General features: G+C 52.0%; 11 protein-coding genes. 7 read left to right on the top strand and 4 right to left on the bottom strand.

All coding sequences use genetic code 11. The features are described 5' to 3' along the window. Positions 1-69 precede the first annotated feature (69 nt). The 3 genes from dgt to cdaR all read left to right on the top strand — a co-directional run bounded on the left by dgt (position 70) and on the right by cdaR (position 4,456). Entirely contained in the window at positions 70-1,587 is a 1,518-nt protein-coding gene (gene dgt, locus OGV93_RS14140) for a dGTPase (protein ID WP_065554765.1), read from the top strand. A gap of 129 nt (positions 1,588-1,716) precedes the next feature. Further along, entirely contained in the window at positions 1,717-3,150 is a 1,434-nt protein-coding gene (degP, locus tag OGV93_RS14135; protein WP_016151754.1) for a serine endoprotease DegP, read from the top strand. A 148-nt stretch (positions 3,151-3,298) separates the two neighbouring features. Continuing rightward, positions 3,299-4,456 (top strand): DNA-binding transcriptional regulator CdaR, encoded by a 1,158-nt coding sequence (gene cdaR, locus OGV93_RS14130; RefSeq protein ID WP_016151755.1) that lies wholly within the window; start codon positions 3,299-3,301, stop codon positions 4,454-4,456. A gap of 42 nt (positions 4,457-4,498) precedes the next feature. On the opposite strand, the gene OGV93_RS14125 is transcribed toward cdaR, so the two are convergent. The 4 genes from OGV93_RS14125 to map form a co-directional block, all read right to left on the bottom strand. Then, positions 4,499-4,885 carry a DUF3461 family protein gene (locus OGV93_RS14125; protein ID WP_003018562.1) on the bottom strand — a complete coding sequence of 129 codons (387 nt, stop codon included), beginning with the start codon at positions 4,883-4,885 and terminating at the stop codon, positions 4,499-4,501. A gap of 109 nt (positions 4,886-4,994) precedes the next feature. Continuing rightward, a complete protein-coding gene (dapD, locus tag OGV93_RS14120) occupies positions 4,995-5,819 on the bottom strand; it encodes a 2,3,4,5-tetrahydropyridine-2,6-dicarboxylate N-succinyltransferase (RefSeq protein WP_003829186.1) in 825 nt (274 codons plus the stop codon). A 31-nt stretch (positions 5,820-5,850) separates the two neighbouring features. Continuing rightward, positions 5,851-8,523, bottom strand: coding sequence for a bifunctional uridylyltransferase/uridylyl-removing protein GlnD (gene glnD, locus OGV93_RS14115; RefSeq protein WP_016151756.1), 2,673 nt, complete (start codon positions 8,521-8,523; stop codon positions 5,851-5,853). A 114-nt stretch (positions 8,524-8,637) separates the two neighbouring features. Continuing rightward, complete coding sequence (gene map / locus OGV93_RS14110; protein ID WP_016151757.1) at positions 8,638-9,432, bottom strand: type I methionyl aminopeptidase; 795 nt, start codon at positions 9,430-9,432, stop codon at positions 8,638-8,640. A 449-nt stretch (positions 9,433-9,881) separates the two neighbouring features. Here map and rpsB point away from each other — a divergent pair, with 449 nt between their 5' ends. The 4 genes from rpsB to frr all read left to right on the top strand — a co-directional run bounded on the left by rpsB (position 9,882) and on the right by frr (position 13,161). Further along, positions 9,882-10,607, top strand: a complete 726-nt coding sequence (gene rpsB / locus OGV93_RS14105) for a 30S ribosomal protein S2 (protein ID WP_016151758.1) — start codon at positions 9,882-9,884, stop codon at positions 10,605-10,607. Positions 10,608-10,741: 134 nt separating this feature from the next. Next, positions 10,742-11,593: a translation elongation factor Ts gene (gene tsf, locus OGV93_RS14100; protein WP_016151759.1), complete on the top strand. Its 852-nt coding sequence runs from the start codon at positions 10,742-10,744 to the stop codon at positions 11,591-11,593. 145 nt (positions 11,594-11,738) lie between these two features. Beyond that, positions 11,739-12,464, top strand: coding sequence for a UMP kinase (pyrH, locus tag OGV93_RS14095; RefSeq protein WP_005132114.1), 726 nt, complete (start codon positions 11,739-11,741; stop codon positions 12,462-12,464). A gap of 139 nt (positions 12,465-12,603) precedes the next feature. Further along, on the top strand, positions 12,604-13,161 hold the full coding sequence (gene frr, locus OGV93_RS14090) for a ribosome recycling factor (protein WP_016151760.1): 558 nt from the start codon (positions 12,604-12,606) through the stop codon (positions 13,159-13,161). The last annotated feature ends 103 nt before the right edge of the window (positions 13,162-13,264 follow it).

Here is a 13,264-nt window from a genome sequence, read left to right as displayed (position 1 = left end):
TAAGCCAGATTTGAGGGCATAGTCTATCATGCGCTTAAGGGGTAGCGCATTTCTCAGGCGGGAGAGGATATGGTACAGATCGATTTCCGAAAAAAAATAAACTGGCATCGTCGTTACCGTTCGCCGCAGGGCGTGAAGACGGAGCATGAGATCCTGCGTATTTTCGAAAGCGATCGTGGACGTATTATCAATTCTCCGGCTATTCGCCGACTGCAACAAAAAACCCAGGTCTTTCCGCTGGAACGTAACGCGGCGGTGCGCACGCGCCTGACGCACTCGATGGAAGTTCAGCAAGTTGGGCGCTATATCGCTAAAGAGATCCTCAGCCGACTGAAAGAACTAAAACTGCTGGAGCAGTATGGTCTGGATGAACTGACGGGACCGTTTGAGAGTATTGTCGAAATGTCGTGCCTGATGCATGACATCGGCAATCCGCCGTTTGGTCATTTTGGTGAAGCGGCGATTAATGACTGGTTCCGCCAGCGGCTGTATCCCGCCGACGCGGAAAGTCAGCCCCTCAGCGATGACCGCTGCCTGGTGGCGGCGTTACGTTTGCGCGAAGGCGAAGAGTCGCTGAATGATATTCGCCGTAAGGTGCGCCAGGACCTGTGCCATTTTGAAGGTAATGCCCAGGGTATTCGTCTGGTGCATACTTTGATGCGTATGAATCTTACCTGGGCTCAGGTTGGTGGTATTTTAAAATATACCCGTCCGGCGTGGTGGCGTGGAAGTACGCCTACGACGCATGACTATTTAATGAAGAAACCGGGCTATTACCTTTCTGAAGAACCGTATATTGAACGGTTACGTAAAGAATTATCATTAGCGCCCTACAGTCGCTTTCCATTAACCTGGATAATGGAAGCTGCCGATGATATCTCTTATTGCGTGGCCGACCTGGAAGATGCCGTTGAGAAAAGAATCTTTAGCGTCGAGCAACTTTATCACCATCTGCATGAGGCGTGGGGGCATCACGAAAAAGGTTCCCTGTTTAGCCTGGTTGTTGAGAATGCCTGGGAGAAATCACGTTCAAATACATTAAGCCGGAGCACGGAAGATCAGTTCTTTATGTATTTACGCGTCAATACGCTGAATAAACTGGTGCCGTATGCAGCCCAGCGGTTTATTGATAATTTACCGCAGGTTTTTGACGGCAGCTTTAATCACGCCCTGTTAGAAGATGCCAGTAGCTTTAGTCAGTTGCTGGGTGTCTATAAAAATGTGGCGGTAAAACACGTATTTAGTCATCCGGACGTTGAGCAGTTGGAATTGCAGGGGTATCGGGTGATCAGCGGGTTGCTGGAGATCTATCAGCCTTTATTAAAAATGTCCCAGTCAGATTTTACTGAGCTGGTCGACAATGAAAGAGTTAAACGTTTTCCTATCGAATCACGATTATTTCAGAAGTTGTCTACTCGCCATCGCCTTGCTTATGTCGAGGCGGTTAGTAAAATATCAACGGGTTGCGCTGAGTTTTCGGTAATGGAATATTATTATCGCTGCCGGCTGATTCAGGATTATATCAGCGGGATGACCGATCTGTATGCCTGGGATGAATATCGTCGCTTGATGGCCGTAGAACAATAAATACTCATTTGTAAAGACGGCCAATAAAATTTTACTTTTTCCTTAAACTCAATTCTGGAACTTAGCGCTATAAAACGACTCTGACGTATACAGCAATTTTGCGTTACCTGTTAATCGAGAACGAAACACATGAAAAAAACCACATTAGCAATGAGTGCACTGGCTCTGAGTTTAGGTTTGGCGTTGTCCCCCCTGTCTGCCACAGCGGCTGAGACGTCGTCTTCAGCAATGACCGCCCAACAGATGCCAAGCCTGGCCCCGATGCTCGAAAAAGTGATGCCATCGGTGGTAAGTATTAACGTCGAGGGGAGCACGACGGTAAATACGCCGCGTATGCCGCGTAATTTCCAGCAGTTCTTCGGTGATAATTCACCATTCTGCCAGGACGGTTCACCGTTCCAGAGTTCACCGTTCTGCCAGGGCGGCGCGCCGGGCGCTGACAACGGCGGCGGCCAGCAGCAGAAATTTATGGCGCTGGGTTCCGGCGTAATTATTGATGCCGCGAAAGGGTATGTCGTGACCAACAACCACGTGGTGGATAACGCCACGGTGATTAAGGTTCAGTTGAGCGATGGCCGTAAATTTGATGCGAAGATCGTGGGTAAAGATCCGCGCTCCGATATCGCGCTGATCCAAATTCAGGATCCGAAAAACCTGACGGCGATTAAGCTGGCTGATTCCGACGCGCTGCGTGTGGGTGATTACACCGTAGCAATTGGTAACCCGTTTGGCCTCGGTGAGACCGTGACCTCCGGTATTGTTTCTGCACTGGGCCGTAGCGGCCTGAACGCGGAAAACTACGAAAACTTTATTCAGACGGATGCCGCGATCAACCGAGGTAACTCCGGTGGCGCACTGGTCAACCTGAACGGTGAGCTGATCGGTATTAACACCGCGATCCTTGCGCCGGACGGCGGCAACATCGGTATCGGCTTTGCAATCCCGAGCAACATGGTGAAAAACCTGACGTCACAGATGGTTGAGTTTGGTCAGGTTAAACGCGGTGAGCTGGGTATTATGGGTACCGAGCTGAGCTCTGAGCTGGCGAAAGCGATGAAAGTTGATGCTCAGCGTGGCGCATTTGTCAGCCAGGTGATGCCGAACTCTTCCGCAGCGAAAGCAGGTATTAAAGCCGGGGATGTGATTACCTCCCTGAACGGTAAACCGATCAGCAGCTTCGCCGCCCTGCGTGCGCAGGTGGGTACGATGCCGGTAGGCAGCAAAATTAACCTTGGCCTGTTGCGTGACGGTAAGCCGGTCACTGTGAATCTGGAACTGCAGCAGAGCAGCCAGACTCAGGTTGATTCCAGCTCTATCTTCAAAGGCATTGAAGGGGCTGATATGAGCAACAAAGGCCAGGACAAAGGGGTCGTGGTCAGCGAGGTGAAAGCGAATTCTCCGGCTGCACGGATTGGCCTGAAGAAAGGGGATGTGATTATCGGTGCGAACCAGCAGCCGGTGAAAAATATCGCCGAACTGCGCAAAATCCTCGACAGCAAACCGGCTGTACTGGCGCTGAACATTCAGCGTGGTGACAGCTCCATCTATCTGTTGATGCAGTAATGTCCCTAAACCCCTTCCTGCACAGGAAGGGGTTTCTTTTTGTGATATTTCCCACAACTCCATACTTCTCCCTCTCGCTTTGTGCAGTTGCACAATGCCGCCGCTTATTATCTTCCCTATGCTTGAGCTCTGCTCACAGGAGGGGTTTATGGCTGGCTGGCATCTTGATACCAAAATGGCGCAGGATATCGTAGCGCGAACCATGCGCATCATTGATACCAATATCAACGTAATGGATGCCCGCGGGCGGATCATTGGCAGCGGCGATCGCGAACGAATTGGTGAATTGCACGAAGGCGCGCTGCTGGTGCTTTCACAAGGTCGGGTGGTCGATATTGACGATGCGGTAGCCCGGCATTTACACGGCGTGCGTCAGGGGATAAACCTGCCGCTGCGTCTGGAAGGCGAAATCGTTGGCGTTATCGGTCTTACTGGCGAGCCGGAACATCTGCGCAAGTATGGCGAACTGGTGTGCATGACCGCCGAAATGATGCTGGAACAGTCGCGTCTGATGCATCTGTTAGCGCAGGATAGCCGTCTGCGTGAAGAGCTGGTGATGAACCTGATTCAGGCCGAAGAGAATACCCCGGCGCTGATGGAATGGGCACAGCGATTGGGCATTGATTTGAACCAGCCGCGCGTGGTGGCGGTAGTGGAGGTCGACAGCGGTCAGCTTGGCGTTGATAGTGCGATGGCGGAGCTACAGCAATTGCAGAACGCGTTGACTACACCCGAACGTAATAATCTGATTGCGATTGTTTCTCTGACCGAGATGGTGGTGCTGAAACCAGCGCTCAATCAGTTTGGCCGCTGGGACGCTGAAGATCATCGCAAGCGCGTTGAGCAACTGATTGCCCGCATGAAAGAGAATGGACAACTGCGTTTTCGCGTGTCGCTGGGCAACTATTTTACCGGGCCCGGCAGCATTGCCCGTTCGTATCGTACGGCGCGCACCACCATGATGGTCGGCAAGCAGCGGATGCCGGAAAGCCGGAGCTATTTCTATCAGGACTTGATGCTGCCGGTGCTGCTGGACAGCCTGCGCGGCGGCTGGCAGGCCAATGAGCTGGCGCGCCCGCTGGTAAGGCTGAAAGCGATGGATAACAACGGTTTGCTGCGTCGAACATTATCGGCATGGTTTCGACATAACGTTCAGCCGCTGGCGACCTCAAAAGCATTGTTTATTCACCGCAATACGCTGGAGTATCGCCTGAACCGTATTTCAGAGCTGACCGGGCTGGATCTGGGGAATTTTGACGATCGACTGCTGCTGTATGTGGCGTTGCAGCTGGATGAGCAGCATTGATTAATTGCCTGATAAGCGTAGCGCTATCAGGCAACAATCGACTTATTTGCGCGTCAGTTTTTCTAGATCGGCTTCAATCTCGCTGATCTTGTTGGTCACGACGCTTTCCAGGTGACGTAAATCATCGAGGATCTTGCGTTTAAGATCGACTTCGCTGCGATCTCTCTGGCAGATCTGATCCAGTTCGTCGATCACGTAGCGCAGGTTGGGACTGATCTCCTGCACTTCTTTGTAACCCTGACCGACGCCATCGGCGACAACCGTTTTACGCTGACGGGGATATTTGAACTTCACGCTCTTGGCAAAAAACTCGCCTTTATCCTTCTGGAAATAGATTTTCAGGATATCGTTGTTGGCTTCTTGCCGCAGGCTGTAACGATCGATCTCTTCAGGATTAGTAATGCCCAGACTTTTCAGATTGTCATACATAGCGGTACCCTTAAGCTCACTATAACCATTGAATAATTAACGAAAAGCCTTGTTTATGCCACTCGCAGATGTAAAAAAAGCGGGCTAAGCCCGCTTTTTCAAATCGCTGTTAGTCGATGGTGCGTAACAGTTCGTTGATTCCCACTTTGCCACGCGTTTTGGCATCGACTTTCTTCACAATCACCGCACAGTACAGGCTGTATTTGCCATCTTTCGACGGCAGGTTGCCGGAGACGACCACGGAGCCCGCTGGAACGCGGCCGTAATGCACTTCGCCGGTTTCGCGATCGTAAATACGGGTGCTCTGGCCGATATACACACCCATAGAGATGACGGAGCCTTCTTCGACGATCACGCCTTCAACCACTTCAGAGCGCGCGCCGATGAAGCAGTTGTCTTCGATGATGGTCGGGTTAGCCTGCAACGGTTCCAGTACGCCGCCGATACCAACGCCACCGGACAGGTGTACGTTCTTACCGATTTGCGCACAGGAACCCACGGTCGCCCAGGTATCAACCATCGTACCTTCATCAACATAAGCGCCGATGTTCACGTAAGACGGCATCAGCACGGTGTTACGGGCGATAAACGCGCCCTGACGCACTGCCGCAGGCGGAACCACGCGGAAACCTTCTTTCTGGAAGCGCGCTTCGTCGTAGTTGGCGAATTTCATCGGCACTTTATCGAAGTAACGGCTTTCCGCACCCTCGATAACCTGATTATCGTTAATACGGAAAGAGAGCAGGACCGCCTTTTTCAGCCACTGATGCGTGACCCACTGACCCTCAATCTTTTCTGCGACGCGCAGTGCACCGGAATCCAGTAAAGAAATAACCTGATTCACCGCTTCGCGGGTTACGGTATCTACATTTGCCGGAGTAATGTCGGCACGGCGCTCGAAAGCGGACTCAATAACGTTCTGTAACTGCTGCATTGTTAAACTCTTTCCATAATAAATAAAAACATTACCCTTTATCGTTTGGATTGAGGGCCTCTGTCAACCGTTGATGCACTTCCTGCTGCAGCTCATTATTAAGGGCGCGCCGGTCGGCGGTGGCGATTATGAATAAATCTTCTACTCGCTCGCCAATAGTTGTAATTCGGGCGCCATGCAGCGAAATTCCCAGATCGGCAAAAATCTGCCCGACCCGCGCCAGCAGCCCTGGCTGGTCGAGAGCGATAAGCTCAAGAAATGATTTTCGGTCGGTATGGGTCGGCAGAAAAGTGACCTCGGTATCGACGGTAAAGTGACGTAATTTTGCCGGCTGGCGACGCGGTTGCGGCGGCTGCCAGCTACGCTGGGTGATCGCCTGTTCAAGCCCAAAACGGATCGCTTCGTGTCGGTCTGACGACAGCGGGCTACCGTCTGGTTCCAGCACAATGAACGTATCCATCGCCATCCCATCGCGGGTGGTGAAAATCTGCGCATCGTGGACGCTAAGGTTGCGCCTGTCCAGTTCGGCGCAGACGGCAGCAAACAGGTAAGGGCGGTCAGGGCTCCAGATGAAAATTTCCGTCCCGCCTCGCGTAGCCTGCGGGCTGAGCAGGATCAGCGGCTTGCTGAGATCGTGTTGCAGCAGATGACGCGCATGCCAGGCCAGCTGATTTGGGCTGTGACGTACAAAATAGTTGGCGCGACAGCGCGACCAGATATGGTGTAGCGCTTCTTCATCAATGTTGTCCATGCGCAGTAGCGCCAGCGCCTGAAGCTGATGATGACGTACGCGCTCACGCATATCCGGCGTGTTTTGCATCCCGCGCCGTAACTGTTTTTCCGTCGCGAAGTACAGCTCGCGCAGCAAGCTTTGTTTCCAGCTATTCCACAACGTTTCGTTGGTGGCGCAAATATCTGCGACGGTCAGGCACACCAAAAAGCGCAGACGATGTTCCGTTTGCACCTCTTCGGCGAATTGCTTAATGACTTCGGGATCCTGAATATCGCGGCGCTGAGCGGTAACCGACATTAGCAAATGCTGGCGCACCAGCCACACGATCAGTTGCGTTTCGCGGGAGTTCAGACCGTGCAGTTCGGCGAATTTGAGCACATCCTGGGCGCCGAGAACCGAGTGATCGCCGCCGCGACCTTTGGCGATATCGTGGAACAGCGCGGCAATCAGAATCAGCTCCGGCTGTCGCAGACGCGGCCACAGATCCACGCACAGCGGATGGCGCTGACGGGTCTCTTCGTTAGCAAAACTTTCCAGCTTAAGCATTACGCGAATAGTGTGTTCATCCACCGTATATGCATGAAACAGGTCAAACTGCATTTGGCCGACAATATGCGACCATTGCGGCATATAGGCCCACAACACGCTGTGGCGATGCATAGGCAGCAGGCCGCGACTCACCGCGCCCGGATGGCGCAACATACTGAGAAACAGCGAACGCGCTTCCGGGATGTAGCACAGCGGCTGCGTTAAATGACGGCGGGCATGACGTAAATGGCGCAGCGTAGTGGAGTAAATTCCGCTGATCGCGCTATTACGCACCATGATGTAAAACATCCGCAATATTGCTTCGGGTTTGCGAATAAACAGGTCGTCGTCGCGCAGATCAATCAACGTGCCGCGCAGTTGAAAGTCGTCATCAATCGGACGTGGTTTTTCATCGGCGGGCAGGGCGAGGATCGCCTCGTCGAACAGTTGCAACAGCATGTGGTTCAGTTCGCTGACCCGTCGTGTGACGCGGAAATAGTCTTTCATCATCCGCTCGATAGGCTCGTTGCCTTCACCGCCGTAGTTCAGGCGTTGCGCCACGCTGAGCTGACGATCAAACAGCAGACGGTTGTCGTAACGACTAACGACCAGATGCAGGGCAAAGCGAATGCGCCACAGGATATGCAAACATTCATTCAGCTCGGCACGTTCTGCCTGCGTCAAAAAGCCGAAACCGACCATTTCATCCAGTGAGGTGGCGCCAAAATGACGGCGGGCCACCCATTGCAGGGTATGAATATCGCGCAGGCCGCCGGGACTACTTTTGATATCCGGCTCCAGGTTGTAGCTGGTGCCGTGATAGCGCTGGTGGCGCTGATTCTGCTCTTCAACTTTGGCAGCGTAAAACTTATCGGACGGCCAGAAACCTTCGCTAAAAATATGCTTTTGTAGCTCAAGAAACAGCGCCACATCACCAATCAGCAGGCGTGTTTCAATCAGGTTGGTAGCGACGGTTAAATCTGACAATCCTTCCAGCAGACACTCTTCCAGCGTGCGCACGCTGTGCCCAACCTCGAGCCTCACGTCCCATAGCAGCGTTAACAGTTCGCCAACTTTTTCGGCCTGCGCGTCTGGTAGCTTTTTACGACTCAGGATCAGCAGGTCAATATCGGAAAGCGGATGCAGTTCGCCGCGCCCGTAACCGCCAACGGCAACCAGCGCCAGGTCGGCAATTTGACCGAAACCGGCTTCAATCCACAGACGTTGCAGTAACTGGTCAATAAACTCGGTGCGGGCCTCAATCAGCTGTTCTGCGGAAATCCCGCTGTCAAACGCGTCACCTAACCAGTGCTGGAAAGTGTCGATATGCGCTTTAATGCCGGGGCAATTGAGATCGTGCTGCGGCCAGGTTCCGGGGTTCTGCGGTTGGCCTGGCAGGGTGGGGAGGGCAGTATTTGCGTGTTGTTCAGGAAGAGTATTCATTATGCGCCACCCATTAAAAAAGCCGGATGACGGCGTGAACGCCTTACCCGGCCTACGAAGTAGTACAATTTGTAGGCCTGATAAGATGCGGGTGCATCGCCATCAGGCAAAACATTATTCGTCGTGTGTGATGATCGCCGGGATGGTGTCATCCTTGCGTAATGTCAGAATTTCACAGCCTTTTTCCGTCACCACAATAGTATGCTCGTACTGAGCAGACAAGCTCCGATCTTTAGTTTTCACCGTCCATCCGTCTTTCATGGTGCGGATGCGGTAATCACCGGCATTCAGCATGGGCTCTACGGTGAAGGTCATGCCCGGCTGCAGTACCACACCGCCGTCGTCTGCATCGTAGTGCAGAACCTGCGGCTCTTCATGGAAGCCGCGACCGATGCCGTGACCGCAATATTCACGGACCACAGAGAAGCCTTCGCCTTCCGCGTATTTCTGAATCGCAGCGCCCAGCGTGCGCAGGCGAATACCTGGTTTTACCATCCGCAGCGCCAGATACAGGCTTTCCTGCGTGACGCGGCACAAACGCTCGCCCAGAATGGTTGGTTTGCCGACGATGAACATTTTCGAGGTATCACCGTGGAACTCGTCTTTAATCACGGTTACGTCGATGTTGACGATATCGCCGTCTTTCAGGAGCTTGGCGTCGTCCGGGATCCCATGGCACACCACTTCATTAATAGAGATGCACACGGACTTCGGATAACCGTGATAGCCCAGGCAGGCGGAAATGGCCTGCTGCTCATTCACGATGTAGTCATTACAGATGCGATCCAGTTCGCCGGTGCTGACGCCTGGCTTAACAAACGGTTCGATCATTTCCAGTACATCGGCGGCCAGACGGCCAGCAACGCGCATTTTTTCGATTTCTTCAGGGGTCTTGATTGAGATAGCCATGAATTCTGTCCATCAGTGCCGATGATATCGGCAATAATTGTTTAAGTGGTGCCAATGGTATCAGTCCGGCATACATGCTGCCAAATTGAGAATCATTCTGAACTTCGCCTTTCGTGCCACAGGTGTGTTGGCTGAAATTTTTCACTCCAGTCGCTTACTGCATGTAGGCTCCCGGAGATGCAAAAATTGGCTGCCTCCCTGTAACACGAAATTCATCGTTCATTCAGCACGCACCGCCAACAATTATTGGTGTCGGTAGCGTATTTGTGGTATAAAGCGCGCCGGACTTCCGATCCATTTGAAGACTACACACGATGGACGGGAGCGACAAATCTCACTTTGTGTAACAACACACACGTATCGGCACATATTCCGGGGTGCCCTTTGGGGTCGGTAATATGGGATGCGTGGAGGCTTAACCCCAACTTTTATATATAGAGGTTTTAATCATGGCAACTGTTTCCATGCGCGACATGCTCAAGGCTGGTGTTCACTTCGGTCACCAGACCCGTTACTGGAACCCGAAAATGAAGCCGTTCATCTTCGGTGCGCGTAACAAAGTTCACATCATCAACCTTGAGAAAACTGTACCGATGTTCAACGAAGCTCTGGCTGAACTGAACAAGATCTCTGCTCGTAAAGGTAAAATCCTTTTCGTTGGTACTAAACGCGCTGCAAGCGAAGCGGTGAAAGAAGCTGCTAACAACTGCGACCAGTTCTTCGTGAACCATCGCTGGTTGGGCGGCATGCTGACTAACTGGAAAACCGTTCGTCAGTCCATCAAACGTCTGAAAGATCTGGAAACTCAGTCTCAGGACGGTACTTTCGAAAAGCTGACCAAGAAAGAAGCGCTGATGCGTACTCGTGAGCTTGAGAAACTGGAAAACAGCCTGGGCGGTATCAAAGACATGGGCGGTCTGCCGGACGCTCTGTTCGTAATCGATGCTGACCACGAGCACATTGCTATCAAAGAAGCAAACAACCTGGGTATCCCAGTATTTGCTATTGTTGATACCAACTCTGATCCGGACGGTGTTGACTTCGTTATCCCGGGTAACGACGACGCAATCCGTGCTGTGACCCTGTACCTGGGCGCTGTAGCTACTACCGTTCGTGAAGGCCGTTCTCAGGATCTGGCTTCCCAGGCGGAAGAAAGCTTCGTAGAAGCTGAATAATAAGGCACGCTCGTTCGAGCCCCCTTATAAACCAGGTAGTATCACGTTTGGTTAGGGGCCCTTTAGGCCCCTTTTTCACTTTTAAATCTGTGCGGTTTCACGCCGGGCAGATCAAATCTTCCGAGGATTTTAGAATGGCTGAAATTACCGCATCCCTGGTAAAAGAGCTGCGTGAGCGTACTGGCGCAGGCATGATGGATTGCAAAAAAGCACTGACTGAAGCTAATGGCGACATCGAGCTGGCAATCGAAAACATGCGTAAGTCCGGCGCAATCAAAGCGGCGAAAAAAGCAGGCAACGTTGCTGCTGACGGCGTAATCAAAACCAAAATCGACGGCAACATCGCTTTCATTCTGGAAGTTAACTGCCAGACTGACTTCGTTGCTAAAGATGCTGGTTTCCAGGCATTTGCTGACAAAGTACTGGACGCTGCCGTTGCTGGCAAAATCACTGACGTTGAAGTTCTGAAAGCGCAGTTCGAAGAAGAACGCGTTGCTCTGGTTGCTAAAATCGGTGAGAACATCAACATCCGTCGCGTTGCTTCCCTGGAAGGCGAAGTTCTGGGTAACTACCAGCACGGTGCTCGTATCGGTGTTCTGGTTGCTGCAACTGGCGCTGACGAAGAGCTGGTTAAACAGCTGGCAATGCACGTTGCTGCAAGCAAACCAGAATTCGTTAAGCCGGAAGACGTTTCTGCTGAAGTGGTAGAGAAAGAATACCAGGTTCAGCTGGACATCGCGATGCAGTCTGGTAAGCCGAAAGAAATCGCAGAGAAAATGGTTGAAGGCCGCATGAAGAAATTCACCGGCGAAGTTTCTCTGACTGGTCAGCCTTTCGTTATGGATCCGAGCAAATCTGTTGGTCAGTTGCTGAAAGAGCACAACGCTGATGTAACAGGCTTCATCCGCTTTGAAGTGGGTGAAGGTATCGAGAAAGTTGAGACTGACTTTGCAGCAGAAGTTGCTGCGATGTCCAAGCAGTCTTAATTTTTAAAGGAGCCGCCTGAGGGCGGCTTCTTTTTGTGTCTGGCTTGTAAATTCAGCGAACCGCTATAGTGGTCATGCTGAAAAGCGACATACAATGTCGCCGGTATTAATTCATCTCATTCGTTGACAGTCTCAGGAAAGAAACATGGCTACCAATGCAAAACCCGTCTACAAACGTATTCTGCTTAAGTTAAGTGGCGAAGCTCTGCAAGGTTCAGAAGGCTTCGGTATTGATGCAAGCATCCTTGACCGTATGGCTCAGGAAATCAAAGAGCTGGTTGAGCTGGGTATCCAGGTTGGCGTAGTGATTGGTGGTGGTAACCTGTTCCGTGGCGCTGGTCTGGCGAAAGCAGGGATGAACCGCGTTGTGGGCGACCACATGGGCATGTTAGCCACCGTCATGAACGGTCTGGCGATGCGCGATGCGCTTCACCGCGCCTATGTGAACGCTCGCTTGATGTCCGCAATTCCTCTGAATGGCGTGTGTGATAACTACAGCTGGGCGGAAGCAATCAGCCTGCTGCGTAACAACCGCGTTGTTATTTTGTCTGCGGGTACTGGCAATCCGTTCTTCACTACCGACTCTGCGGCTTGCCTGCGTGGTATTGAAATTGAAGCGGATGTGGTACTGAAAGCCACCAAAGTCGATGGCGTATTTACTGCTGACCCGGCTAAAGATCCAACGGCGACTATGTACGAACAGTTGACCTATGCTGAAGTACTGGATAAAGAGCTGAAAGTGATGGATCTTGCGGCGTTTACACTGGCTCGTGACCACAAATTACCGATTCGTGTCTTTAACATGAACAAACCGGGTGCGCTGCGCCGTGTTGTTATGGGTGAAAAAGAAGGCACGTTAATCACGGAATAATTCCCGTTGCGGCTAAATGCAGGTAATATTCCGCTTTAATGTCGCGGGATACGTCCCTCAAAATTAATCAAGACTATACTTGTCACATCTTGCGTGGTGGGTATGGTCTGACTGAAACAAGCTTTCAAGGATTCGTAACGTGATCAACGATATCAGAAAAGATGCTGAAGTACGCATGGACAAATGCGTCGAAGCGTTCAAAAACCAAATCAGCAAAATTCGCACGGGCCGTGCTTCTCCTAGCCTGCTGGATGGTATTGTCGTGGAATATTACGGCACACCGACCCCGCTGCGCCAGCTGGCAAGCGTAACGGTTGAAGATTCCCGTACCCTGAAAATCAACGTGTTCGACCGTTCTATGGGGCCAGCCGTTGAGAAAGCAATTATGGCTTCCGACCTCGGTCTGAATCCAAGCTCTGCGGGTTCCGACATCCGCGTTCCGCTGCCGCCGCTGACTGAAGAACGTCGTAAAGATCTGACCAAGATCGTGCGTGGCGAAGCTGAAGGCGCGCGCGTTGCCGTACGTAACGTACGCCGTGATGCCAACGACAAAGTGAAAGCGTTGTTGAAAGAAAAAGAGATCAGCGAAGATGACGATCGCCGTTCTCAGGACGACGTACAGAAACTGACTGACGCAGCTATCAAGAAAGTTGATGCGGCGCTGGCAGAGAAAGAAACGGAACTGATGCAGTTCTGATTCGCCTGTACGCTAAAAACGCCGCTTAGAAGGCCTGAGAAGGCTGGATGGCGGCGTTTTGCTTTTTTCTGTCTATATACTCTAAATAATTCGAGTTGCAGGA

Origin of the sequence: Citrobacter sp. Cb031, assembly GCF_030336725.1 — a bacterium.
GTDB lineage: Bacteria > Pseudomonadota > Gammaproteobacteria > Enterobacterales > Enterobacteriaceae > Citrobacter > Citrobacter braakii.
Note: the sequence above shows the minus strand (reverse complement) of the source record. Positions and strands in the feature narration are given on the sequence as shown.